This is a genomic window from Micromonospora sp. DT178, assembly GCF_049841695.1.
Classification (GTDB): Bacteria; Actinomycetota; Actinomycetes; order Mycobacteriales; family Micromonosporaceae; genus Micromonospora.
Window position 1 is genome coordinate 224871 of the sequence record NZ_JBNCKV010000002.1, and the last position, 24405, is coordinate 249275.

19 protein-coding genes and 1 pseudogene are annotated in these 24405 nt (G+C 73.0%); 9 read left to right on the plus strand and 11 right to left on the minus strand.

Annotated features, from left to right (window positions below):
• The first annotated feature begins 93 nt into the window (after positions 1–93).
• Positions 94–2916: an ATP-binding protein gene (locus ACLQ22_RS04835; RefSeq protein ID WP_425691237.1), complete on the plus strand. Its 2823-nt coding sequence runs from the start codon at positions 94–96 to the stop codon at positions 2914–2916.
• Between the two features lie 72 nt (positions 2917–2988).
• Here the strand turns inward: ACLQ22_RS04835 and ACLQ22_RS04840 are convergent, their stop codons facing one another.
• Together ACLQ22_RS04840 and ACLQ22_RS04845 are read right to left on the minus strand one after the other, a co-directional pair.
• Entirely contained in the window at positions 2989–3525 is a 537-nt protein-coding gene (locus tag ACLQ22_RS04840; protein ID WP_425691238.1) for a phospholipase, read from the minus strand.
• Positions 3526–3704: 179 nt separating this feature from the next.
• A complete protein-coding gene (locus tag ACLQ22_RS04845) occupies positions 3705–5369 on the minus strand; it encodes a glycoside hydrolase family 10 protein (RefSeq protein WP_425691239.1) in 1665 nt (554 codons plus the stop codon).
• Between the two features lie 313 nt (positions 5370–5682).
• Here ACLQ22_RS04845 and ACLQ22_RS04850 point away from each other — a divergent pair, with 313 nt between their 5' ends.
• Positions 5683–7185: an amino acid permease gene (locus ACLQ22_RS04850; protein ID WP_425691240.1), complete on the plus strand. Its 1503-nt coding sequence runs from the start codon at positions 5683–5685 to the stop codon at positions 7183–7185.
• Between the two features lie 84 nt (positions 7186–7269).
• On the opposite strand, the gene ACLQ22_RS04855 is transcribed toward ACLQ22_RS04850, so the two are convergent.
• The 5 genes from ACLQ22_RS04855 to ACLQ22_RS04875 are packed head-to-tail and all read right to left on the minus strand — an operon-like array spanning position 7270 to position 13066.
• Entirely contained in the window at positions 7270–8286 is a 1017-nt protein-coding gene (locus tag ACLQ22_RS04855) for a glycoside hydrolase family 43 protein (protein ID WP_425691241.1), read from the minus strand.
• The gene (locus ACLQ22_RS04860) at positions 8283–9182 is read right to left on the minus strand and encodes a carbohydrate ABC transporter permease (RefSeq protein ID WP_425691242.1); all 900 of its coding nucleotides are present in this window, start codon (positions 9180–9182) and stop codon (positions 8283–8285) included. Before ACLQ22_RS04860 ends, ACLQ22_RS04855 begins: the two co-directional genes overlap by 4 nt.
• 10 nt (positions 9183–9192) lie before the next feature.
• Positions 9193–10158, minus strand: a complete 966-nt coding sequence (locus ACLQ22_RS04865) for a carbohydrate ABC transporter permease (RefSeq protein WP_425691243.1) — start codon at positions 10156–10158, stop codon at positions 9193–9195.
• Between the two features lie 6 nt (positions 10159–10164).
• Positions 10165–11493 (minus strand): ABC transporter substrate-binding protein, encoded by a 1329-nt coding sequence (locus ACLQ22_RS04870; RefSeq protein WP_121399964.1) that lies wholly within the window; start codon positions 11491–11493, stop codon positions 10165–10167.
• A 58-nt stretch (positions 11494–11551) separates the two neighbouring features.
• The gene (locus ACLQ22_RS04875; RefSeq protein WP_425691244.1) at positions 11552–13066 is read right to left on the minus strand and encodes an alpha-N-arabinofuranosidase; all 1515 of its coding nucleotides are present in this window, start codon (positions 13064–13066) and stop codon (positions 11552–11554) included.
• Between the two features lie 135 nt (positions 13067–13201).
• Here ACLQ22_RS04875 and ACLQ22_RS04880 point away from each other — a divergent pair, with 135 nt between their 5' ends.
• Positions 13202–14209, plus strand: a complete 1008-nt coding sequence (locus ACLQ22_RS04880) for a LacI family DNA-binding transcriptional regulator (RefSeq protein WP_425691473.1) — start codon at positions 13202–13204, stop codon at positions 14207–14209.
• A 204-nt stretch (positions 14210–14413) separates the two neighbouring features.
• On the opposite strand, the gene ACLQ22_RS04885 is transcribed toward ACLQ22_RS04880, so the two are convergent.
• The 3 genes and pseudogenes from ACLQ22_RS04885 to ACLQ22_RS04895 form a co-directional block, all read right to left on the minus strand.
• The gene (locus ACLQ22_RS04885; RefSeq protein WP_425691245.1) at positions 14414–15139 is read right to left on the minus strand and encodes a methyltransferase domain-containing protein; all 726 of its coding nucleotides are present in this window, start codon (positions 15137–15139) and stop codon (positions 14414–14416) included.
• 146 nt (positions 15140–15285) lie between these two features.
• Positions 15286–15531 (minus strand): annotated as a pseudogene (locus ACLQ22_RS04890) (hypothetical protein); the annotation flags it as partial.
• Positions 15532–15569: 38 nt separating this feature from the next.
• Positions 15570–17207 (minus strand): ABC-F family ATP-binding cassette domain-containing protein, encoded by a 1638-nt coding sequence (locus tag ACLQ22_RS04895; RefSeq protein WP_425691246.1) that lies wholly within the window; start codon positions 17205–17207, stop codon positions 15570–15572.
• Positions 17208–17282: 75 nt separating this feature from the next.
• On the opposite strand from ACLQ22_RS04895, the gene ACLQ22_RS04900 reads away from it, so the two are divergent.
• From ACLQ22_RS04900 to ACLQ22_RS04925, 6 genes are all read left to right on the plus strand, one after another.
• Positions 17283–18053, plus strand: a complete 771-nt coding sequence (locus tag ACLQ22_RS04900; protein ID WP_425691247.1) for an ROK family protein — start codon at positions 17283–17285, stop codon at positions 18051–18053.
• A 95-nt stretch (positions 18054–18148) separates the two neighbouring features.
• Positions 18149–18517, plus strand: coding sequence for a tetratricopeptide repeat protein (locus ACLQ22_RS04905; RefSeq protein WP_121399958.1), 369 nt, complete (start codon positions 18149–18151; stop codon positions 18515–18517).
• Positions 18518–18734: 217 nt separating this feature from the next.
• Positions 18735–18989 (plus strand): Smr/MutS family protein, encoded by a 255-nt coding sequence (locus ACLQ22_RS04910; protein WP_088987488.1) that lies wholly within the window; start codon positions 18735–18737, stop codon positions 18987–18989.
• A gap of 231 nt (positions 18990–19220) precedes the next feature.
• Positions 19221–20483, plus strand: coding sequence for a sensor histidine kinase (locus ACLQ22_RS04915; protein ID WP_425691248.1), 1263 nt, complete (start codon positions 19221–19223; stop codon positions 20481–20483).
• Between the two features lie 35 nt (positions 20484–20518).
• Complete coding sequence (locus tag ACLQ22_RS04920; protein ID WP_425691249.1) at positions 20519–21163, plus strand: LuxR C-terminal-related transcriptional regulator; 645 nt, start codon at positions 20519–20521, stop codon at positions 21161–21163.
• Positions 21164–21270: 107 nt separating this feature from the next.
• Complete coding sequence (locus ACLQ22_RS04925; RefSeq protein WP_425691250.1) at positions 21271–21738, plus strand: hypothetical protein; 468 nt, start codon at positions 21271–21273, stop codon at positions 21736–21738.
• A 92-nt stretch (positions 21739–21830) separates the two neighbouring features.
• On the opposite strand, the gene ACLQ22_RS04930 is transcribed toward ACLQ22_RS04925, so the two are convergent.
• Positions 21831–24206, minus strand: a complete 2376-nt coding sequence (locus tag ACLQ22_RS04930) for a M28 family peptidase (RefSeq protein ID WP_425691251.1) — start codon at positions 24204–24206, stop codon at positions 21831–21833.
• Positions 24207–24405 lie beyond the last annotated feature (199 nt).

Below are 24405 nucleotides of genomic sequence, written 5' to 3' on the forward strand. Positions count from 1 at the left end.
GTCCGTAGTCGGGCGGAGCCCGACCGTTCTCACGATGCGTGATCGTCCGGTATCAGGCAGCATGAGTCCGACGTCACGGGCGGAGGTTCCACCATGTCGCCACGGATCCACCTCCCGAGCGGGTTGGTGACCTTCGTCTTCACCGACATCGAGGGCTCCACCCGGCTGGCCCAGCTGCTCGGGCCGGACTATCCGCCGGTGCTGCGGGAGCACCGCCGCCTGCTGCGCCGCACGATCGCCGCGACCGAGGGCGCGGAGCTGCTGACCGAGGGGGACTCGTTCTTCCTCGCCTTCGACGACGCGACCGCCGCGCTGACCGCCTGCCTGACCGCGCAGCGGGCGCTGGCCAGCCATGAGTGGCCCACCGCCGACGCCGTGCCCCGGGTCCGGATGGGGCTGCACACCGGCTGGGCGGAACCGCGCGACGGCGAGTACGTCAGCCCGGAGGTGCACCGCGCGGCCCGGGTCGCCGCCGCCGCCCACGGCGGGCAGGTGCTCTGCTCGGCGGCGACGGCGCGGCACGCGGAGCCGCTGCCGCCCGACGCGTCCCTGATCGACCTCGGCCTGCACCGGCTGCGCGGCTTCGACGACCGGGAGCGGCTCTACCAACTGGTCGCGTCCGGCCTGGAGCGGCAGTTCCCGCGGCCCCGCACCGCCGACGCGACCGCGCACAACCTGCCGACCCCGGTCACCTCGTTCGTCGGCCGGCACGCCGAGCGGGCCGAGCTGAAGCGGCTGGTGGAGGCGCACCGGCTGGTCACCGTCCTCGGCGCGGGTGGTGCGGGCAAGACGCGGCTGGCCGTGGAGCTCGCCGTCGACCTGGTGGAGTCCCATCCGGACGGTGTCTGGTTCGTCGACGTCGCCGCGGTCACCGACCCGGGTCTGGTGGCGTTCGAGGTCGCCGCCGTGCTCGGTCTGCGGCCCGAGCCGGGCCGCCCGATGGTCGACACGCTGGTCGAGTACGCGGCCGCGCGCCGGATGCTCGTCCTGCTGGACACCTGCGACGCCCAGCCGGCCGCCTCGGCCGACGTGATCTCCCGGCTGCTCGCCGGCGGGGTGGGCGTCCGGGTGCTCGCCACCAGCCGGGAGTCGTTCGGCCTGCCGGGCGAGGTGGTCTGGCGGATCCCGTCGCTGTCGGTCGACCCGCCGACGGAGGGAGCGGAGAGCGACGCGGTCGCGCTGCTGCTGGACCGGACGGCGGCGGCCCGGGGCGGCCGGCCGCCGGACCCGGGCGAGTCGGCCGACCTGCGGCGGGTGGTGCGGCGGCTGGACGGGCTGCCGCTCGCCATAGAGCTGGCCGCCGCCCGGCTGCGGGTGCTCTCCGTCGGGCAGCTCGCCGAGCGCCTCGACGACGTGCTGGGCACCCTGGACGCGGGCCGGGAGGACCCGGACCTCCCGGTGGAGCCGGACCGGCAGGACACGGTGGACCTGGTGGCGGCGGCCGTGGGGATGGTGCCGCCCAGCCCGGCCGTCCGGGCGGTGCAGCGTTCCGCCACCGAACGGCACCTGACCATGCAGGCCACGGTCACCTGGTCGTACCGCACGTTGGGGCCGCGCGCCGCCCGGCTGCTGCGCTGGCTGGCGGTCTTCGCCGGCCCGGTCGACCTGGCGACGGTGGAGTGGCTGCTCGGCGACGACCCGCTCGATCCGCTCTCGGTGCTGGTTGACAAGTCGATGGTGCTGGCGGAGCCGCACGCCTCGGGCAGCACCTACCGGATGCTCGACCCCATCCGGGCGTACGCGGCGCGGCGGCTGGTGGAGGCGGGGGAGGAGCGGTCGGCCCGCAACCGGCACGTGGCGTGGTCGACGCACGCGATGGAGCGCGCCCACCTGGGGCCGGACGGGCGGCCGGTGACCCTGTCGCTCTACGCCCTCGACCCGCTCGCCGGCGAGCTGCGCGCCGCGTTGCGCTGGTGCGCCACCGGCGGCAGTGCCCGGGCCGGCCTGCGGCTGGCCGGGGGACTCGACCAGTGGTGGCGGGAGCGGGGACTGGCCCGGGAGGGGCGGCTCTGGCTGTTCCGGCTGTACGGGCGCATCGCCGAGACGGGGGAGCGGATCCCGGAGGCCGAGCTGGCGGCGGCGTACCACATGCACTCGCTGCACGCCGGCGCGGACGGCGAGTTCGGCGAGGAGCTGCGCTACTCCCAGCGGGCGGAGGCGGCGGCCCGGCAGGCGGGCGACGCCGGCCTGCTCGCCCGGGTGCTCGCCGGGCGGGCGGCCCCGCTGGTCGACATGGGACAGTTCGCGGAGGCGGAGCGGATCTGCCGCGAGGTGATCGACTGGGCGTCCGGCCAGGAGGTGCTCGGCGACGCGCTCTTCGGGGTGTTCAGCCTGGCCGAGCTGCTCTGGCGGCGGGGCGCCCTGGACGAGGCGGCGGAGCTGCTGGGCGCGGCCCGCCCGGTGGAGGCGGCGCGGCCGGTGGAGCGGGGGCGCCGCTCGGTCGACATGCTGCTCGGGATGGTCGCCCTGGCGCGCGGGGACCTGGTCGCCGCGCACGAGCACCTCCAGGTGGCGCTGCGGTCGCGGATGAGCCACGGCTTCCACGGTCGGGCCTGCGACACGCTGAACGCGATGGCGGTACGCTGCGCGGCCGGTGGTGACGGGCTGACGGCGGCCCGCCTGTTCGGCGCGGCGGGGGCGACCCGGGCGAGCATGCGCTGCGCCCCGGGCATCTACGGCGGGTACTGGGCGCAGCGGCAGGGGGAGCTGCGCCGGGAGTTGGGCGACGCGGCCTTCGACGGCGCGTACGGCGAGGGGACCGAGCTGGGGCTGGAGGAGGCGGCGGCGCTGGCCCTCGCGGTCGAGCATCCGGACCTGGCGGTGGGCTCGGCGAGGTTCGGCGCCGGTCCCGCCCGCGTGGCTCCCCGTCAGTCCGTCGCCCCGGACCGTCGCCGGCACCACACCGGTCACGCCTGACGGCACCCCGCCGGTCGGGGTCCGCGTCACCGGGTGGGCCGGGGACGCGAACCCCTGGGCGGTGCGGGTCGGTCAGCGCAGGCCGGCGCGGCGTTCGGCGTCGGCCTTCATCCGGGCGGCGCGGTCGATGTCGGCCTGCTGCACGGCGGCGACGGAGCCGAAGGCGCTGACGGCCTGGTAGTACGTCCAGGCGAGGCTGGTGCAGGCGGGCCGCACGACGCTGTTGTACGTGGCGCAGACCCGCTTCAGGTCGGCGTAGAAGGCGCTGTCGAGGCGGGCCTTGTTGGCCGAGAACTGGCCCATCTCCTTGTAGTTGCGGTAGCCGAAGTCGTGCCGGTAGCAGGAGAGCGTGAAGTTGAAGCCGAGCGGGTTGTCCGGGCTGGACGAGCAGTAGTCGGTCGACCAGTTGAATCCGTACGCCGCCCAGGCGCCCTGGTTGAGCCGGCCGGAGTTCCAGGAGTTGTAGCTGGTGGCGCTCGTCTGCGTCCAGCTGGAGAGGACGGACAGCTTCTGCGAGGTCGTGACGGCGGCGGCGGGGGAGGAGACCCCGAAGACGAAGAGCATCGTGAGCGCGGCCGAGGCGAGCAGGGTGGTGAGGCGTCTGGGCACGGGTACCTCCGCGGGGGGATGTGCGGGCGGGACGGGGGTTACCGGCGGGTCACCGGAGTGCCGAACATTGTCGATCATGGATGGCTTCGGGGGGTGCGGTGCCCGAAGACATTTGGTGACAGGCGTCGAAACAGACGAATGCCCCGGGTGCCAGGGCACCCGGGGCATTCGGTGGGACGTCAGCGGACGAACGCCGGCGGGCTGGCCGGGCTCTCGTTCGCCAGTCGGTCGAGCGCGGTCACGTAGTAGGTGTACCGCTTGCCGGCCTCGGCGGTGGTGTCCACCCAGGACTGGGTCCGGGTGCCCGCGTCGGCGCGGACCGTGTCGACGAGGTGCGCCGCGTCGGCGAAGTCGCACCGGCCGGCCAGGCTGGTCCCGTCGAAGCGGTAGACCGCGTACGACGTGGCGGTGCCGAGCGGGCCCACACCGTCCGCCGGCTGGAGCCAGTTCAGGCGGACCCCGTCGGACTGCCGCGCGGCCTTGGTGACCACCGGCATGAGCAGCGGCTTCTTCGGCAGGTGCGTCATGGTCGGGATCAGCGCCGGACGGGAGTAGTGCTCGGCGGCGTAGATGTCGGTCGCGCCGAGCCGGTTGGCCCGCACCTGCACGGCCGAGAAGTGGACGTTGCCCAGGACCTCGGGGTACTGCCGGTTCAGCGTGAGGTGGTTGGACAGCTCCTGCGGGTTCATCCAGAACGAGCCGTAGACCGGGTCACCGCTCTTGTAGTCGGCCTGCCCGATGTAGAGCTGCACCCGGGTGCCCTTGACCACGTCCGCCCACCACGGCACCAGCCGGGTGTAGTCGGCGGCCGGGTACTGACCCATGTACCAGTAGAGCTGGGGCACGATGTAGTCGATCCACTCCTCCTTGACCCACTTGCGGGTGTCGGCGGAGATGATGTCGTACGACTGGCTGCCGGTGGTGTCCGAGCCCAGCGGGTCGGCCGACTGGTTGCGCCAGATGCCGAACGGGCTGACGCCGAACTTCACCCACGGCTTCTCGGCCTTGATCTTGGCGTTCATCTCCTGGACCAGCAGGTTGATGTTGTCCCGCCGCCAGTCGGCCTTGTTGGTGAAGCCCCGGTTGTGCGCCGCGAAGGTGGCGTCGTCGGGCACCTGGTGGGTGCCGCTCGGGTAGGGGTAGAAGTAGTCGTCGAAGTGCACGCCGTCGACGTCGTACCGCTTGACCGCGTCCATCATCGCGGTCTGCACGAACTCGCGGACCTCGGGGATGCCGGGGTTGTAGTAGAGCCGGCTGCCGGCGACGCCGGCCGGCGGGTAGGCGAAGGTCCACTCCGGGTGCTCGCGGACCGGGTGGTTCGGCGCGAGCTGGTTGATGTCCGCGCCGGCGCCGCCCGGGGCGGGCATGGAGACGCGGTACGGGTTGAACCAGGCGTGGAACTCAAGGTTGCGCTTGTGCGCCTCCTCGACCACGAACTTCAGCGGGTCCCAGCCCGGGTTCTCGCCGCGGACCCCGGTCAGGTACTCCGACCAGGGCTCGTGGGGCGACGGCCAGAACGCGTCGGCGGTCGGCCGGACCTGGACGACCACGGCGTTGTGGTTGAGCCGCTCGGCGAGGTCGAGCAGCTGGCGGTACTCGGCCTGCTGCGCGGCGACGCGGTCCGGCGAGGTCTGGGACGCCTTGCTCGGCCAGTCGATGTTGACGACCGAGGAGATCCACATGGCCCGGAACTGCCGCTTCGGGGTGGCCGGGTCGGTGACGCAGGAGGTGGTGGAGGCGGCGGTGGTCGCCGCATCGGGCGCCGCGCTCGCCGGGGTGGCGGCGACGAGCGCGCCGAGCAGTGCGGCGGCCAGCCCGGCGGCTCCGAGCCGAGTTGCCTTCATGCGGTGTGTCCCTTCGTTGGGGCTCCCGTGTCAGGGGTTCGTCGCGGCACAGACGGCAAGATTCGCCGTTGACAATCTGCCGCTGGTAGGAAATTTTCACACCTCACGGGCTCTGCGCAAGAGTCTGGGCGGGATCGGTCCGTCCGTCGACGCCGGCTCCCCCTTGTGGCCGGGCTCACGGGACGCGCCGTGGCGGGCCGCACACGCGCGGTGGTGGCCTGAATGACCCGAGACGTGGGGGTTGAGGGGGGTCCGCCCTGGGTAGCATCGCCGGTCACCGGCCGCCACCAGGGTGGTCCGGGCGGTGGGAGGGGTGACCACGGTGTCCGTGCTGCGTACCAAACCGATCGGGGACGTGATCGCGCAGAGCGAGGCCGACGGCGACGACGGCGGGCCCGGCCTCAAGCGCCGGCTCGGCGCGCGCGACCTCACCGGCTTCGGCATCGGCATCGTGATCGGCACCGGCATCTTCACGCTCACGGGCATCGAGGCCCGCGACAGCGCGGGGCCCGGCGTGGTGATCTCGTTCGCCATCGCCGGCCTGGTCGCCCTGCTCGCCGCCCTCTGCTACGCCGAGCTGGCGTCGAGCGTGCCGGCCGCCGGCAGCGCCTACACCTACGCGTACGCGACCATGGGCGAGATCGTCGCCTGGATCATCGGCTGGGACCTGCTGCTGGAGTTCGCCCTCGGCGCGGCGGTGGTGGCGCGCGGCTGGTCCGGCTACCTGGCCGAACTCGTCGGCCTGCCCACCGCCTGGTTCGGCGAGGAGGGCAGCGTCGTCAACGTCGGCGCGATCGGCATCGTGCTGCTGCTCGGCGTCGTGGCGATCGTCGGCATCCGCGAGTCGGCCCGGGTGACCAACCTGCTGGTGCTGGTCAAGGTCGCCATCTGCGTCTTCATCGTGGTCGCCGGCCTGTTCTTCGTGAAGGCCGCCAACCTCACCCCGTTCATCCCGTCGGCGGAGCCCGCCGACGGCAGCGAGGACGGCATCAAGCAGCCCGTCACCCAGGCGCTCTTCGGCCTGGAGCCCTCGGTGTTCGGCTTCGTGGGCGTGCTCAGCGCCGCGGCGGTGGTCTTCTTCGCGTACACCGGCTTCGAGGCGGTCGCCAACCTCGGCGAGGAGACGAAGCGGCCCCGCCGGGACCTCACCCTCGGCCTGCTCGGCACGCTGCTGATCTCCACGGTGCTGTACATCGGCGTCTCGCTGGTCGTGGTGGGCATGGTGCCGTACACCGAGATCGACCGGGGCGCCCCGATCGCGGCGGCCTTCAACGCGGTCGGCGCCGAGTGGGCCGGCATCCTCGTCTCCATCGCCGCCGTCGCCGGCCTGACCAGCGTGATCCTGGTCGACCTGGTGGCCATGGGCCGGATCGGCTTCGCCATCAGCCGCGACGGGCTGATCCCGCCGTCGATCGCGAAGGTGCACCCGCGCTGGGGCACCCCGTACCGGATCTCGGCCGTCATGACGGTGGCGGTCGCGCTGCTCGCCGGCTTCCTGCCGCTGTCGGCCCTGGCCGACCTGGTCAGCATCGGCGCGCTCGCGGCGTTCGTGCTGGTCTCGGTCGCGGTGCCGATCCTGCGCCGCAAGCGCCCGGACCTGGACCGGCCGTTCCGGGTGCCGTTCTCCCCCGTGCTGCCGATCGTGTCGGCGCTGGCCTGCTTCTACCTGATGCTGAACCTGTCGGTGGAGACCTGGCTGCGGTTCGCCGCGTGGATGCTGCTCGGCGTGCTGATCTACTTCGGCTACGGCTACCGCCGCAACCGCCTCGCCCGGCGGGCCTCGTCCCCGGATTCCCGGGAGCCGGCTTCCGTCTGATCCGGCGGTCGCGCTTCCCCTGCTGTACGCCGACAGCGCGGCACCCGATCCTGTCGGGTGCCGCGCTGTCGGTGTCTCCGGCCGTCAGGGCCTTTGCTGGGGCCCCGCCGTGGGGCCCTTGACCACGGGCTTGCCGTCGGTCCAGGCGACCTCGTCGAGCCAGACCTGGCGGCCCGGGTCGACGGTGCCCTCCTGGCCGGGCGGCCAGGCGTGGTAGAGCAGCCAGGTGCGCCCGTCCTTGACCACCATCGAGGCGTGCCCCGGCCCGGAGGCGACCTCGTTGGTCTTCAGGATCGGGTTCTCCGGGGCCTTCACGCACGGCCCGGCCGGCGACTCACAGACCGCGTAGCCCTCCGCGTACTCGGCCCGGTCGTAGGCGTTCGCGGCGAAGAACAGGAACAGCTTCCCGTCCTGCCGGTGCAGGAACGGGCCCTCGATCAGGGTGCCCTCCCACGGCTCGGTCTGCTTCAGCAGCTTCGTCGGCTCGCCGACCAGGCGCAGCCCGTCGTCCGAGAGGCGCTGCGACCAGATCCAGGTGTCCACCCCGATGGCGTTGCCGTCGTTCTTCCACAGCAGCCAGAGGCTGCCGTCGGCGTCGCGGAACGGGCTGGCGTCGATCGCCCCGCCCAGCTCGGCCTGGCAGATCAGCGGGCCGGTCGAGTCGTCCCGGTACGGCCCCTGCGGCGTGCTCGCCACGGCCCGCCCGACGCACTGCCGCCCCGACTCGCGCCCGGCGACGGTGTAGTAGAGCGCGAACCGGCCCGGGGCCAGCTCGATCGCCTCGGGCGCCCAGGTCTTCCCGGCGTCCGCCCAGGCCGGCAGTTCCGGCAGCGCGTCCCCGGCCGGGGTCCAGTCGACCAGGTCCCGGGAGGTGAGCACCGGGACGTTGCGGCCGCCGGCGTTGGTGTGGAACAGGTACCAGGTGTCGCCTACCCGGATCGCCTGCGGGTCGGGCGCGTCGGTGCGTACGACCGGATTGGTGAACATGCGCGCGTCGTCTCCCGTACTCGAAGGTTCTTCCCCACCACCGCAACCGGCGGCGAGCAGCGCGGCGGCGAGCACCGCCGCCGCGCCGCGCCTCCGGATCGTCCCGACGGTCATCCCTTGAGCCCGCTGCGGGAGACGCCCTGGATGATGTGCCGCTGGGCGAGCACGAAGAGGATCAGCACCGGCACGCTGGCCAGCACCGCCCCCGCCATGATCACCGGGTAGTCGGTGACGTAGGAGCCCTGGAGCAGGCCCAGGCCCGGCGGCAGGGTGAGCGTCTCCGGGCTGAACAGCACAAAGATCGGCCAGAGGAAGTCGTTCCAGTTGGTGAGGAACGACAGCACCGCCAGCGTGGCCAGCGCCGGCCTGGACAGCGGCAGCACCACCTTCCAGAAGATCTGCCACTGGTTGGCCCCGTCCAGCACCGCGGCCTCCTCCAGCTCCCGGGGCAGGGAGAGGAAGAACTGCCGCAGGAAGAACACCCCGAACGCGCTCGCCGCCCCGGGGACGATCACCACGCTCAGGGTGTCGATCCAGTTCAGCTCGTCGACGATCAGGAAGTTCGGGATGATCAGCGAGGTCGGCGGGATGAACAGCGTCCCGACGATCAGCGCGAAGAGCACCCCACGGCCCCGGAACCGCATCCGGGCCAGGGCGTACGCGGCCATCGAGGCGGTCGCCAGCACCAGCAGCGCGTGCGCGGTGGCGGCCAGCATGCTGTTGGCGAACCAGCGCAGCACGGGATTGGCCGAGTTGTTCAGGATCTGCTCGTAGCCGTACCCGGAGATCGGGTCCGGCAGCCAGGCCGGCGGGATCTGCTGGGCCCCGGTGTAGGTCTTCAGCGAGGTGATGACCATCCACAGCAGCGGCAGCAGGAAGACCAGGGCGAGCGCGACCAGGGTGGCGTAGAGCGCGGTCCGGCGCAGCGCGGTCCCCGGGGCGCGGCCGGTCGCCGGGGCGCCGGCGCTGGTCGGCGCGGGGGCGCGCGTGGTGCGCGTGGGCGTCGTCATGGCGGTCCCCTCAGTCTTCCCGGTAGCGGAAGAGGCGGAAGTTGGCGATGCTCACGACCGCCAGCATCAGCGCGAACACGATGCTCATCGCGGCGGCGCGGCCGGCGTCGTTGTCCCGCAGCCCCTCCTCGACGATGAACCAGACCACCGTGCGGGTCTCCGTGCCCGGCGCGCCCTGGGTGATCAGGAACGACTGACCGAACACGTTCGCCGAGGCGAGCACGGTCGTGGTGATCACGAAGAGCAGCACCGGGCGCAGCCCGGGGAGCGTGACGTGGCGGAACCGTTCCCAGGCGCTCGCGCCGTCCACCTTCGCCGCCTCGTACAGCTCCTGCGGGATGTCCTGGAGCCCGGCCAGGTAGATCACCGCGTTGAAGCCGGAGGTCCACCACACGGTCACCCCGACCAGCGAGACCCATGCCCACGGCACGTCCGTCACCCAGGGGGTGTCGGCCGGTAGCCCGACCATCCCGGCGAGCCGGTTGACCAGGCCCAGGTTGGCGTCGAGCAGGAACCGCCAGAGCAGGCCGATCACCGCCACGCCCAGCACGTACGGCGCGAAGTAGATCGCCCGGAAGAAGGTCCGGCCCGGGAACGAGCGGTTCAGCAGCAGCGCCAGCCCGAGCGGGACGACCACCAGCAGCGGCACCGCGAAGACGGTGAAGATCGCCGTCGCCCGGACGCTCTGCCACCAGTCGCCGTAGACGGCCGAGTCGCTGGAGAAGAGTTCCTGGTAGTTGTCCAGCCCGACGAAGGGCCGGTTGGGCAGCTGGAAGTCCCACTGGTGCACGCTGAGCCAGAGGCCGAGCAGGATCGGCAGCAGGCCGAAGACCCCGAACAGCAGCAGGTACGGGGCGAGGAAGAGGTACGGCGTCGCCCGTCCGGCCCGGCGCGCGGGGGCGCCCCGGCGGGCGGCGTCGGCCGCCGGGGGCGGCGCGCCGTCGCGCGCCGCCCCCGCCTCGATCACGTCCGCCACGGGAACTCAGCTCCCGTACTTCTTGCGGTTGTCCTCCAGCTGCTTGTTCGCCTTGGTCACCCCGTCGTCCAGCGCCTGCTTCGGGGACTTCTTGCCCAGCGCCGCCTCGTTGAACGAGTTGTAGAAGGTCGTCATGACCTCGCCGAGGCCCGGGGCCGCCGGCGGGAAGGCCGCGTACTCCAGCTCGGGGGCGAGCGCGTTGACCTCGGCCAGCGCCTTGAAGTCGGCGCTGTCCCGCACGGCCTTGCGGGCCGGGACCTGGCCGCCCTTGGCCCAGTCGAGGGAGTGCTGGCTGAGCCAGTTGATGAAGACCTTCGCCGCCGAGACCTTGTTGGCGTCGTTGGCCCGCTGCTTGACGATCGTGAAGTTGTGCGAGTTGGCCCAGGCGGCCGGCTGCGTGCCGATCTGCGGCAGGGGCGCGACCCCCCACTGGATGTCCGGGCTCTTCTTCAGGTCGTTGATCTGCCAGATGCCGTTCCAGTTGAAGGCGTTCTTGCCGCTCTTGAAGGCCAGGTAGTCGGCGTCCTGGCCGACGTTGGCCGGGGAGTGGCCCTGCTTGATCAGGTCGGTCAGCCAGGTGCACGCCTCGACGGCCTGGTCGGAGTTGAAGGTGGCCTTGGTGGCCTCGGCGTCGAAGACGCTGCCGCCCCACTGGTGCAGCAGGGAGTAGAAGGTCATGCCGCCGGTGAACTGGAACGGGCTGACCCAGAAGCCCTGCACACCGGACTTCTTCAGTTCGGTCAGCGCGGCGGTGTACTCGTCCTTCGTCGTCGGTGGCTTGTTCGGGTCCAGCCCGGCCTTCTGCATGACCCCCTTGTTGTAGTAGAAGCCGAGGGGGTGCATGTCCAGCGGGATGCCGTACCGCTTGGAGTTGTAGAGCCCGCCCTTCCAGACGGTGGGGGCGAAGTCGCCCTCGGAGAGCTCCAGGGTCTTGGCGACGTCGTCCAGCTCGGTGATCACGCCGCGCGCGGCGAACGTGGCGAGCTGGTCCATGTGCATGACCGCGATGTCCGGGCCGGCGCCGCTGGAGGCCGCGCCGGGGAGCTTGTTGTAGTAGTCCTCCCACTGGTACGTGGCGATCGAGACGGCGATGTTCTGGTGCTCGGTGTTGAACTGGGTCACCAGCGCCTTGAAGATGTCGCCGTCGCCGCCGGTGAAGCCGTTCCACAGCTTCAGGTCCACCTTCGGGCCGGTGTAGTCCTTGCCGCCGTTGCCGGCCGCCGGGCCCGCGTCGTCGTCGCCACCGCCGCAACCGGCCAGGGTCAGCGAGGCCGCGGCGCCGAGCCCGAGGCCGAGGCTGAGCAGGCGCCGCCGGCTCATTTCGTTCTGCATCATGAGGATTTTGCTCCTTGGGGGACGGGATGAATTGTGCCTGCTCAGGGCCGGTGCGGTGTCAGCCACCGACGGGGGAGAAGCGCAGCACGTTCCAGGAGACGGCCGGAAGGCGCACGGAGCACCGGCCGCCGTCGGTGGTGGGGTCGGGCAGCTGCCGGGGCGTCACCCGGTCGGGCTCGGCCTCGGTGTTCGTCGCCGTCGGGTCGTCCCCGGCGGCGAGGCTCAGGTGAGATCGACCGGACAGTCCCGGCAGCCCGCGCAGGTCGATGTCCAGGGGGAGGTCGGTCTCGCCCCGGTTGACCGCGAAGACGGTCAGCTCGCCGGTCTCCTCGTCGTGCACGGCGACCGTGTCGAGCACCGGGACCTCGCCGTACCGCTTCGTCTCGTAGGTCGGGCCGACCGGCTCGGTACGCAGCACCGTGCCGCGGGCGTGCCGGGCGGTCAGCGCGAACGGGTGGAAGATGCTCTGCCGCCAGGCGGGACCGCCGGTGCGGGTGCGGATCGGGGCGATGACGTTGGCGAGCTGGGCCTGGCAGGCCACCCCGACCCGGTCGGCGTGCCGGAGCAGGGTGATCAGCAGGTCGCCGACCACCACCGCGTCGACGGCGGTGAAGTCGTCCTCGATCAGCGCCGGTGCCTCGACCCAGCCGCGCCGGTCCAGGTCGGCCTGGAGGCGGGACTGGTACCAGACGTTCCACTCGTCGAAGGAGATCTTGAGCTTCCGCCGGTGCCGCTGCTTGGCGGCCACGTGGTCGGCGGTGGCGACGACCTCGCGGATGAAGTTGTCCATGTCGACGGCGGAGGCCAGGATGCTGGCCCGGTCGCCGTCGGACGGGTCGTAGTAGGTGTGCGCGGAGATGTAGTCGACGTGCTCGTAGGTGTGCTCCAGCACGGTCGCCTCCCAGGAGGCGAAGGTGGACATCGTCCGGTTGGAGCTGCCGCAGGCGACGAGGCTGATCGACGGGTCGATCATCTTCATGGCCCGGGCGGTCTCGGCGGCCAGCCGGCCGTACTCGTCGGCGGTCTTGTGGCCGACCTGCCACGGGCCGTCCAGCTCGTTGCCCAGGCACCAGAGCCGCACCCCGTACGGCTGCTCGGCGCCGTGCTTGCGGCGCAGGTCGGACAGCTGGGTCCCGCCCGGATGGTTCGCGTACTCCAGCAGGTCGCAGGCCTCCTGCACGCCCCGGGTGCCGAGGTTGACGGCCATCATCGGCTCGACGCCCGCCTCGGCGGCCCAGGTCATGAACTCGTCGAGCCCGAAGGCGTTGGTCTCGATGGTCTTCCAGGCCAGGTCGAGCCGGCGGGGACGGTCACCGACCGGGCCGACGCCGTCCTCCCAGCGGTAGCCGGAGACGAAGTTGCCGCCGGGGTAGCGGACCACGGAGACGCCCAGCTCCCGGGTCAGCTCCAGCACGTCGCCGCGCAGCCCGCGCGAGTCCGCGGCGGGGTGCCCGGGCTCGTAGACCCCGCCGTAGACGCAGCGGCCCATGTGCTCGACGAACGAGCCGAAGAGCCGCCGGTCGGCCGGTCCGACGGCGAAGGCCGGGTCGATGGTGAGCTGCGCGGTCCGCAAGGGTTGCCACCTTTCCTCGTTGCCGGTCCCGGGTGACCGTGGTCACCTGGTGCTCCTGGTTTGTACAACGTTGTAAGCAACGTTGTAAAGAGGCTCCTACGCGGTAAAGTGCGCCCCATGGGGGAGGGCGACGTGGTGCGGCACAGGCTCAAGGACGTGGCGGAGCGGGCCGGCGTGTCGGTGAAGACCGTCTCCAACGTGGTCAACGGCTACGTGCACGTCCGGCCCGACACCCGGGCCCGGGTCGAGGAGGCCATCGCCGAGCTGAACTACCGGCCCAACCTCTCCGCGCGCAACCTCCGCAAGGGGCGCACGGGGGTCATCGCGTTCGCGGTCCCCGAGCTGGACATCCCCTACTTCGCCGAGCTGGCCCGGCACGTCGTCACTGCCGCGGCCGAGCTGGGCTGGACGGTGCTGATCGACCAGACCGGCGGCGGCCGGGAGCAGGAGCGGGTGGTCGCGTCCGGCATCACCGAGCACCTGATCGACGGGCTGATCTTCAGCCCGCTGGCGCTCACCGCCGAGGACCTCACCGGCCTGGCGGGCACCCCGATGGTGCTGCTCGGCGAGCGGGTCGACCACGGTCCCGCCGACCACGTCGGGATCGACAACGTGAGGGCCGCCCGGGAGATCACCGCCCACCTGGCCGGTCTCGGTCGCCGCCGGATCGCCGCCATCGGCTCGCAGCGCACCCCCGAGGGGGCCAGCGCCCGGCTCCGGCTCGCTGGCTACACCGCCGCGCTCGCTGACGCCGGCCTCGCGTACGACGAGCGGCTGGTGGCGCCCGCGACGGCCTGGCACCGCGCGGACGGCGCCGCCGCGATGCGCGGCCTGCTGACCTCCGGCGTACGTCCCGACGCGGTCTTCTGCTTCAACGACACCCTCGCCCTGGGCGTCCTGCGCGCCCTGCACGAGGCGGGCCTGCGGGTCCCCGAGGACGTGGCGGTGGCCGGTTTCGACGACATCGAGGACGGCCGCTTCTCCGTGCCCACCCTGAGCACCATCGCGCCGGACAAGGAGCGCATCGCCCGGCTGGCGGTGGAACTGCTCGCCGGCCGCATCGACGGCGACCGCACCGCCCCGCCGAGGGAACTCTCCGCCCCCTGGCGCCTGACCCCCCGCGAAAGCACCCTGGGCCGCTGACCCCCCGGCCCCCGCCCCGCCCCTCCCCTCCCCGCCTCCGCCCCGCTTTCTCCGCGTCGATCATGAGGTTGACGGCGGTCTTGATCTCCAGAACCGCCGCCAACCTCATGATCGACGCGGGCAGGCGGGCAGGCGGGCAGGCGGGCAGGCGGACAGGCGGGCCGGCGGACAGGCCGGCGGGCAGGTGGGGAGGGTGGGTCGGGGTCAGTCGAAGAAACGGGACAGGTGGGCGGGGGTGGGGCCGTCGGCGTCCGGGGGCAGCGGGGTGAGGTCGGCGAAGATCGAGGCGCCGTCGCAGCCGACGTGCAGCGGATACCAGCGCGGGGTGCCCGGCGGGCGTTGCAGGCAGATGCCCTTGACCGTCTGCACGTCGAGCAGCCGGACGTGGGTCGGGTCGGCGACGGCGTTCACGTGCCGCCACCACGGGCTCATCACGTGCAGTACGCCGCCCGGCCGGAGCGCCCGGTGGCACTCGTCGACCAGCGGCAGGAAGTCGATCAGGTGCTCCAGGATGTGCACCGCGAAGAAGACGTCCACCGAGTCGTCGGCCAGCGGCAGCGAGCCGGAGAGGTCCGCCACCGCGTCCACCCCGGGGGCCGGGAAGAGGTCCAGCCCCAGGTTGCCCGGCCACTGCTTGGTGGCGCCGCAGCCCAGGTCGACCACCACCGGGTCGCGCCCGCCGACGCGCACCCGGCACCAGACGCCCAGCACCCCGGCTAGGCGGCCGACCCGGTCCCGGACCAGGCGCAACTCGTCCTGCCGGGCGACCTCCCCGCTGAGATGGGCCACCCCCCGGTCGAAGCGCACCTCGACCGCGAGGTCGCGCAGCCGGTCGTCGTGCCGGGCCTGGTCGACCCACGCCTCGGCGAGGAATCCGTCGACCGCCCGCAGCCGCTCGGCCGAGGGCGGGTTCTGTGCCAGCGCGACCATCCGGGCCACCTCCCGCCGGCCGTTACCCGGATCCCCGCCCGTTATGCCCCGGACGCCCTGAGCAGTGCGGCCGGTCAGCCGCCGATCGTCCGCCGGGGGCGTCCGCCGCCGCGGATCCGCTGCCGGGGCGGCGGGGCGGCCGGCTTGGGCCGCTTGAGGTGGTAGCGGTGCAGCTCGCTGTTGCCGGGCAGGGACGGGTCCTCGCTCATCGCGACCAGCTCCCAGCCCTGGTCACCGGCCCGGTTGAGGTGGGCCAGCGCGGTGTCGCCGTAGGCCGTCACGTCGACCATGGAGCCATCCGGGCCGTACCAGACGAAGACGATCTCCCAGCCGATGTCGGTGGTGGCCGCCTGGCGGCGGCGGACCAGCAGCGCGTACTCCCACTTGAGCATGGAGTCATTCTCACCCGCCGCGAGCGGGTCGGCACGGATCAATCCTCGGCGATCCGTCCGGCGGCCACCCGCAGCCGCCGGTTGGTGGTCACGGCGTCGAGCATCCGCCGGTCGTGGGTGACCAGCAGCAGCGTGCCCGGGTAGCTGGCCAGCGCCGATTCCAACTGCTCGATGGCGGGCAGGTCCAGGTGGTTCGTCGGCTCGTCCAGCACCAGCAGGTTCACCCCGCGCCCCTGGAGCAGCGCCAGCGCCGCCCGGGTCCGCTCGCCCGGCGACAGGGTCGCCGCCGGCCGCAGCACGTGCCCCGCGCGCAGGCCGAACTTGGCCAGCAGCGTCCGCGCGTCCGCCGGCGACAGCTGCGGTACGGCGGCGCCGAACGCGTCGATCAGCGGCACGTCGCCGAGGAAGAGTCCCCGGGCCTGGTCCACCTCGCCGACCACCACGCCGGGGCCGAGCGCGGCGTGCCCGGAGTCGAGGGGGAGCCGGCCCAGCAGGGCGGCGAGCAGGGTGGACTTTCCGGAGCCGTTCGCCCCGGTCACCGCCACCTTGTCGGCCCAGTCGATCTGGAGGGTCACCGGGCCGAGGGTGAAGTCGCCCCGGCGTACGACGGCGTCGCGCAGCGAGGCCACGACGGCGCCGGCGCGGGGCGCGGCGGCGATCTCCATCCGCAGCTCCCACTCCTTGCGCGGCTCCTCGACCACTTCCAGCCGCTCGATCAGCCGCTCGGTCTGCTTGGCCTTGGCCGCCTGCTTCTCGGTCGCCTCCGCGCGGAACTTGCGGCCGATCTTGTCGTTGTCGGTGGCCTTGCGGCGGGCGTTCTTCACGCCCTTCTCCATCCAGGCCCGCTGGGTGCGGGCGCGTGCCTCCAGGCCGGCCCGGGTGTCGGCGTACTCCTCGTAGTCCTCGCGGGCGTGCCGGCGGGCCACCTCGCGTTCCTCCAGGTAGCCCGCGTAGCCGCCGCCGTAGTGCCGGATCTGCTGCTGGTGCAGGTCCAGCTCCAGCACGCGGGTGACCGTGCGGGCGAGGAACTCCCGGTCGTGGCTGACCAGCACCGTGCCGGCGCGCAGCCCGGTGACGAACTCCTCCAGCCGCTCCAGGCCGGCCAGGTCCAGGTCGTTGGTCGGCTCGTCGAGCAGGAAGACGTCGTAGCGGCTGAGCAGCAGCGAGGCCAGCCCGGCCCGGGCCGCCTGACCGCCCGAGAGGCCGGTCATCGGGTGCTCCAGGTCGACCGTGAGGCCCAGCTCGGCGGCCACCTGCTCGGCCCGTTCCTCCAGGTCCGCCCCGCCGAGGGCGAGCCAGCGCTCCAGGGACTCGGCGTAGGCGTCGTCGGCGCCGGGCGCACCGTCGGTGAGCGCGACCGTCGCCGCGTCCAGCGCGGCCTGCGCGGCGGTGACCCCGGTGCGCCGGGCCAGGAAGTCCCGCACGGTCTCGCCGGGCCGCCGCTCGGGCTCCTGCGGCAGGTGCCCGACGCTCGCCGTGGGCGGGCTGAGCGTCACGCTGCCGGCCTCGACCGGCAACAACCCGGCGAGGGTACGCAGCAGCGTCGACTTGCCCGCCCCGTTCGGCCCGACCAGCCCCACCACGTCCCCCGGCGCGACCACCAGGTCCAGCCCGGCGAACAGCGCCCGGTCCCCGTGCCCCGCGGCCAGCCCCTTGACGATCATCGTCGCGCTCATCAGTGCCCGACCCTATCCCGCCCCGATCGCCCACCCTTGCTCCCCGCCCCGGCAGGCGCGCGGCACACTGCTCGGGTGGTGACCACTCTGGCGATCGACTGTGGCGGCGGCGGGATCAAGGCATCGGTGCTGGACGAGGCGGGCACGATGCGCGCGCAGCCGCTGCGGGTACCCACGCCGTACCCCCTGCCGCCGGCGCTCTTCGTGAAGACGCTGCTGGACCTGGCCGGCCGGCTGCCCACGGCGGACCGGCTCACCGTCGGCCTGCCGGGCATGATCCGGCACGGGGTGGTGGTCGCCACCCCGCACTACGTGACCCGCTCCGGCCCGCGCTCGAAGGTCGACCCGGGGCTGGTCGCCCAGTGGTCCGGGTACGACGCGCGGACGGCGCTCGCCGAGGCATTCGGGGTGCCGGCACTGGTGCTCAACGACGCCGAGGTGCACGGGGCCGGGGTGGTCGCCGGGACCGGCTGCGAGCTGGTGCTGACCCTCGGCACCGGGCTGGGCAGCGCGCTCTTCGACGGCGGGATGCTCGCCCCGCACCTGGAGCTGTCCCACGCCCCGGTGCGCTGGAACACCACCTACGACACGTACGTGGGGGAGCCGGAGCGGCGCCGGCTCGGGGACGCGTTCTGGTCCCGCCGGATCCGGCAGGTCGTGGACGGGCTGCGCCCGGTGTTCCGCTGGGACCGGCTCTACCTGGGCGGCGGCAACTCCCGGCTGATCCGCCCCGAGCAGCTCGCCCGGATGGGCGACGACGTGGTGGTGGTGCCCAACACCGCCGGCATCGTCGGCGGCGTCCGCGCCTGGGAGCTGGCCGCCGGCCGGCACGGCGCCTCCACCTGACCCCCGCCCGCGCGATTCCCGGCCGGGAACAGTCGCGGTACGGCGGATGTTGTGCCAGCGTCGGGACAGTGGCGCGACACGAGGGGGTGGGTCGGATGGACCTTCTGGCCGAGTACCGGCGGGCGACCATGTTCTTCGAGGCCGGTGACCCGACCGGGGCGGCCCGGCTGCTCGAACCGATCGTGGCGGCCGAGCCCGGCAACGCCTCGGTACGCCAGCTGCTCGCCCGTGCGTACTTCCAGTCGGCCCAGCTCAACCGGGCCGAGGCGCAGCTGCGGGAGCTGATCGACCGGGACCCCGCCGACCACTACGCCCACCACGTGCTGGGCCGCACGCTGGAGCGGCTCAACCGGCACGCCGACGCGCTGCGGCACCTGCGCATCGCGGCGGCCATGCACAGCGGCAACGACGACTACCGCGTCGCCCTGGACCGGGTGCAGGCCCGGGTCGAGGGCGGCCGCTGACAGAGCGGGCGCACAGGGGCGGGGCAGCTCGGCAGAGCTGCCCCGCCCGCGTCGTCAGCACGGAACGCGCAACGCCAAGCGCCGGGGTGATCAGGACGCCATGGACCATAAAACTGCCGGGTAACGTCCATACCGTCCTGATCGCCGGGCGTCGCGGTGGACGCCGCGGGGCGCCTACCATCGGCGTCATGGGACGTGAGCTGCCGGCGGGTGCGCGATGAAGCTGAAGCTGGACCTGCACGACATCTTCAACAAGGGCCAGGACATCGACCGGGCCCTGCGCGGGATCATGGACGAGGCGGTGGCGAAGAAGGCCACCCTCGTCGAGATCATCCCCGGCAAGGGCTCTGGCCAGCTCAAGAAGCGGGTGCTGCGCTTCCTCGACCAGAAGGACGTCAAGCAGCTCTACCACCGCGTCGAGAAGGACTCGAAGAACTTCGGCCGCCTCTTCGTCCACTTCCGTTGGAAGTAGCCGGAAGAGCCCAGGTGCCGCCTCGGGTGTGGATTTCCCCCGTACACAGCTCGATGGCGAATCGGCCGTAGTCGTCGCGCTGCGCGTCGCCGACGATGTTCAGCCGCCAGAGGCCAGGGCGCTGCCCCGGTGTGTCGAGAACGCCGGGGAAGCCGACCAGCCGATCGCCGTGAGTCGGGCTACCGACGGACGTTCACCGATGCTTGCGACCACGCGGCAACATCATGATCCATGGAACTTCTACGGTGGCCGCTCCGCGTCGCGACCGCGACGCTGCTGTGCGGACCGCTGCTGGCGCTGTACTGGACGGATCCCTGGGAGCTGGCGTGTCTCGCCGTTACCGGGGTCCTGCACGTCGAGGTGGGACTGTGGCTGTGGCGGGAGCGCCCCGACAACCGCCTCGGGCTGCTGCTGGTGGCATGTGGCCTGGTGTGGCTGCTGGACGCCTGGGGTCGCGTCAGCCTGCCTTCCCTGTTCGCCGCCGGCATGATGCTGAGCATCGTGCACGACCCGATGCACCTGCACGCCGGTCTCGTCGTGTCGTCGGGCCGGCTGCGGGAACGCTGGGAGCGGCTCGTCGCCGCGGCCGGCTACGCGTACTGGCCGGTGATCGTCGCCGGGGCCATGGTGGCCGGGACGCTGAGCACCGGTCTCCTGCTGCACCTGCGGGCGGTGTCCTATCCGCTGGTCGGCGTGTTCCTCGCCGGGTTGTTCATCGTGCGGTATCGCCAGGCCGACCGCGCCGAACGGCACGTGTACGCCCCGTTCTGGGCCGCGTTGGCAGTCAACGGCCTGTGTACGGCGATGCTGAGCACTGTCACCTACGGCTCCGGGCACTGGCCGACCGCCCTCTACGCCCTCGGTGCGGCGCTTATCCCGGTCGGGGCCGCGCTCAGCATGCACCGCGTCGAGCGCCGCCACCTGCGCCGGGCTCGCGATCGGGAGCGCCGCAGGGTGGAGCGTGACGTGCACGACGGAGTGCAACAGCGGCTGCTCGCCGCCGCCATGATGCTGCGGCAGGACGATCCCGCGCTGGTCGCGCGCGGCGCGTCGGAGGTCGAGCAGGCGATCGCCGATCTGCGCGATCTCGTCCGGGGCATGAACCCGGCGGCCCTGGTGTGCCACGGCCTGTCCGGGGCGGTGGCCGCCATCGCCGAGCGGGCCGCGGTCCCGGTCCTGGTCGACGATCGGGTCAGCCACCTCACGCTGCCCGAACCGGTCGCGGTCGCCGCCTACTTCGTCACCATGGAGGCGGTCACGAACAGTCAGAAGCACGCCCGGGCGGGCCGGGTGTCCGTCACGCTCGCCGCCAGCGGGGGCCGGGTCGAGGTCACCGTCCACGACGACGGGATCGGCGGCGCGCTCGCGGTGCCGGGTGGCGGGCTGCACGGCCTGCGGGAGCGTGTCGAGTCGTGCGGCGGGACCCTGCGGGTGTCGAGCGCCCGGGGGCGTGGCACGGCGGTACGCGCCGTCCTGCCCCTCGCGGCGTCATGATCCGTGCCTCATCGGTCGCCGCTCGGGACGGTGGTGTGCGGGCGGTTCTGGCCGACGACTCCGTACTGCTGCGCAGCGGCCTGGCGCTGTTGCTTCAGCGGCACGGCATCACCGTCGCGGCTGAGGTCGGCGACGGCGAGCAGTTGCTGGCGGCTGTCGCCCAGCATCAGCCGGACATCGCGATCGTCGACATCCGCATGCCGCCAAGTTTCACCGTGGAAGGCGTCCGCGCAGCGCTGGCCGTACGCCGTCGTCACCCCGGTGTCGCCGTGCTGTTGCTGTCCCAGCACCTGGAGCACCGGGAGGCTCTGGCCCTGCTCCAGAAGCCCGGCGGCGGCGTCGGCTATCTGCTCAAGGACAGGATCACCGATGTCGCCGGCTTCCTTCGGGACGTGCGCGAAGTCGCGGCGGCAGGCACGGCGATCGACCCGATCGTGGTCGAGCGGCTGTTGCGCCGCCCTCGTGTGTCAGGTGGCGTCGGCATGTTGTCGCCGCGTGAGCGGGAGATCCTGGCCCGGATGGCGGCAGGTCGGGCCAATCGGGGTATCTCCGCGGACCTGCACCTCTCCGAGCGCACTGTGGAGACCCATGTACGCAGCATCTTCGCCAAACTCGGGCTGGCCGACGAGCCGGACACCCACCGGCGGGTACTCGCGGTGCTGACCTTCTTGGCGGACTGACCGGACTGACCCCTGGCCGACATCAATTACGTGCTCGCACTGAGGCGCCGTGACGTCCGGATTCCTAGTGTTGATCTCCGTAACGGCAACCATTTGAGGGGGACGACATGAGGTTCGAGACGGTATCGGCCCGGCTGGCGGTGGCGGCGGCCGTGGCGGGCAGCGCGCTGGTCGGTGTGACGCCGGCACAGGCGGCGGCCACCAGCACCATCGTCTGCGAGGAGACCAAGCAGGTCGAGGAGGCGTCGTACGACGTCAACTCCGGCTGCTGGTTGCAGTACGGCGACCGGGTCCAGATCAGCGCCTACGGGTCGATCTGGTCCGGAGTGTGGCTCACCGGGCAGAACGGGCCACAGGGCTGGACGAACATGGCCGGCGACTCGAAGTTCCCGATGACGAACGCCCGCGCCTACTCGCTGCTGGCCAAGACCAACGGAAACTACCGTTACGCCGGGACCGGCACGACGTTCACCTACTACGGCTCCGGCAGCACGCTGTACCTGCGGATCAACGACGACGCGCCGGGCAACGGCAGCGGTGCCTTCACCGCCGAGGTCACGGTCACCCGCGGCTGAGCTGGTCAACTGACAGGCGGCGGGTGTGGCTCGGCAACGACCGTTCCCCGAGCCACACCCGCCGCCTGCCCCGGAGCGGAGCCGTCGGCCACCTACAGCGGATAGGTGCGGGCCACGGCCAGCATCTCCGAGCTGTGCGAGCCCACGATCCCCACGTCCGGCGGGCGCGGCCGGAAGCCGGGCAGGGCGTCCAGGCCGTCGCTGGCGTCCATCGCGCGCAGCGCCACCTGCCCCGCCTTCGGCGCGACGGTCAGCGTCACCTCGATCCCCTCCGGCGGCGGGGCGTGGAAGATCAGGCCGAAGCCCCAGCGGCCCTCCCGGGCCTCCACCGGCACCGCGCGACCGGCCACCTCCGCCCGCAGCACCGTCGCCGTCGCCGCGTCCACGTGCAGGGTGGTCAGCCGGACCTGGCGTTGCGGGACGACCCGCAGGCGCAGGGTGCGCTCGGTGCCGGCGGTGGTGTCGGCGAGCACCTCCAGCTTGGGGGCGGGCAGGTCCGCCGCCTGCGCCGGGCCGGCGCGCAGCTCGGCGTCGCCCAGGCCGGGGAAGTCGGCGATCTCGGTCACCCCGTCGACGTAGCCGTCGGTCCAGGGCTGGGGGTCCTCCTCGTGGCTGAGCCAGCGGGCCTGGCCGGTGCCGGCGTCGAGGGCGTACATCAGGTGGGTGGGCGCGGGGTGCGCGGCGTCGAAGCGGTCGACGGCGAACCCGACCCCGGCGAGGACCACGGCCGCCAGCGCGGTGGCGGCGGCCGGCAGCGCGCCGAGCCGGCGCGCGCGCACGGCGACGAGCCCGCGCTGCCCGCCGGCCTGCGGGTGCAGCAGGTCGACCACCGGCAGCGCGGCGAGGCCGAGCAGCACCGCGACCAGCGCCGCGACCCCACCCATCGCCATGCCGAGCGCCGGGAAGAGCAGGACGACGGTGGGCAGCAGGATCACCACGGCCACCGCGGCGGCCAGGGTCGACGCGGCCACCGGCCACGGACCGTCGATCCGCACGCTCAGCGCGACCAGCCCGGCCACCGCGCCGGCCAGGGCCGGGAGGGTGACGAGGTACGCCCCGCCGGGCACCAGCACGGCGAGCAGCACCCCGAGCACGGCCAGCCAGCCCAGCCCGCCGATGGCGAGCGCGGCCGGGCCGACCCGGCGACGGGCGAGCGCGTACCAGGTGAACAGGACGGCGGCGGCGAGCGCCACCACGGCCAGCCGGTACCAGGTCGGCCGGTACGGGTCGAGCAGCTCGGCGTAGCCGGGCCGGAGCGCGGTGACCGCCGCCCAGAGCAGCTGCGCGGCGAGCGGGGCGAGCACGAGCGGCAGCAGCGCCAGCCCGAACCCGGCGGCGAGCCGGCCTCCGGTGGCGCGGCCCCGCCGCAGGGTGAGCCAGCCGAGGGCCACCACGGCGACGAGCGCGAGCAGCGCCAGGGGCAGGACCAGCCAGCCGGGGTAGCGGACCAGCCCGCCCGGGACGGGGAAGTAGGTGGCGTCGTGCCCGGAGTCCAGCGCGGTCAGGTCGACCCGGCCGAACTCGCGGGCGAGGCCGAGGGCGTTGTCGCCGTGGTGCTGGAGGCTGGCCCGGTCCATGGCGGCGGGGGTGTCCAGCGGGGTGTGGTAGATCGCCCCGCCGTCGATGTACGCCGAGTTCAGCCCGACGAAGTCGTTGTCGAGGAACGCGGTGAAGTCCGTGTCGTTGGGCAGCGCGCGGTAGGTCTCCACGGCGAACGAGGTGCCCACGGGGTGCGGCGCGGCCCGGCCGAAGGCGTCCACCAGGGCGGCGTTGTCCCGCGACGTCTCGAACATGATCACCGGGCCGGTGGAGCCGCGCGCCTCCAGGTTGAGCACCACGCCGCCGTCGGCGGCCAGCGGGTGGCCGGACGCGAACGCCGCCGCCCCGCACAGGCACGCCTCCTCGGCGTCGGTGAGCACGAAGACGATGTCGTTGCGCGGCCGGGGGCCGGCGGCCAGCGCGCGGGCCACCTCCAGGATGGTCGAGGTGCCGGCGGCGTCGTCGTTGCCGCCCGGCCCGGACTGCACCGAGTCGTAGTGCGCGACGAGGAAGACCTTGCCGGTGGGGTCGGTGCCGGGCAGCCGGGCCACCACGTTGCGGACCCGGGCCAGGGTGGCCCCGCCGGCCGCCCCGCTGAGCTGGCCGGCCTCGGGCGCGACGGTGTCCTGCACCTCGGTCTCCAGGCCGAGGCCGCGCAGCACCCCCTCGACGTGCGCGCGTACCTGGTCGTTCGCCGGGCTGCCCGCCACGTGCGTCCGCGCGGCGACGACCTCGACGTGCTCGTACGCCCGGGCGGCGCTGAACTCGCCCGGCGGCGCGTCGGCCGGGCGCGGCGCGGGGGTGCGCAGGTCGAGCAGGGTGCCGGCGCCGACGGCGACGAGTGCGGCGAGCGCCGCCGCGGCGGCGGCCAGCCGACGACGGGGCCGGGCCAACGCGCGGTCGGCGGGGCGGGTGGGGGGTGCGCCCACGGGGGTCTCCTCGGGACGGGGCTCGGGTGGGCACCATCCTGCACCCCGGCGACCGCCAGCGGGACTCCCGGTGCGGGCCGGAAGGGCGCAGACGTCCGCTTTGCCCCTCGCCGCGTAGTGATCCGACCCATGCCCGCGCATACGGAGCCCGTCGTGTTGTGTGCGAACGTTGTGTAATACAGGATCAGCAGGGCACTCG

Excerpts from the sequence above, each read along its gene's own strand:
- ACLQ22_RS04835 (WP_425691237.1), top strand. The coding sequence starts at position 94 with ATGTCGCCACGGATCCACCTCCCGAGCGGGTTGGTGACCTTCGTCTTC.
- ACLQ22_RS04845 (WP_425691239.1), bottom strand. The coding sequence starts at position 5,369 with ATGAAGGCAACTCGGCTCGGAGCCGCCGGGCTGGCCGCCGCACTGCTC.
- ACLQ22_RS04855 (WP_425691241.1), bottom strand. The coding sequence starts at position 8,286 with ATGACCGTCGGGACGATCCGGAGGCGCGGCGCGGCGGCGGTGCTCGCC.
- ACLQ22_RS04860 (WP_425691242.1), bottom strand. The coding sequence starts at position 9,182 with ATGACGACGCCCACGCGCACCACGCGCGCCCCCGCGCCGACCAGCGCC.
- ACLQ22_RS04870 (WP_121399964.1), bottom strand. The coding sequence starts at position 11,493 with ATGATGCAGAACGAAATGAGCCGGCGGCGCCTGCTCAGCCTCGGCCTC.
- ACLQ22_RS04885 (WP_425691245.1), bottom strand. The coding sequence starts at position 15,139 with ATGGTCGCGCTGGCACAGAACCCGCCCTCGGCCGAGCGGCTGCGGGCG.
- ACLQ22_RS04895 (WP_425691246.1), bottom strand. The coding sequence starts at position 17,207 with ATGAGCGCGACGATGATCGTCAAGGGGCTGGCCGCGGGGCACGGGGAC.
- ACLQ22_RS04905 (WP_121399958.1), top strand. The coding sequence starts at position 18,149 with ATGGACCTTCTGGCCGAGTACCGGCGGGCGACCATGTTCTTCGAGGCC.
- ACLQ22_RS04910 (WP_088987488.1), top strand. The coding sequence starts at position 18,735 with ATGAAGCTGAAGCTGGACCTGCACGACATCTTCAACAAGGGCCAGGAC.
- ACLQ22_RS04915 (WP_425691248.1), top strand. The coding sequence starts at position 19,221 with ATGGAACTTCTACGGTGGCCGCTCCGCGTCGCGACCGCGACGCTGCTG.
- ACLQ22_RS04925 (WP_425691250.1), top strand. The coding sequence starts at position 21,271 with ATGAGGTTCGAGACGGTATCGGCCCGGCTGGCGGTGGCGGCGGCCGTG.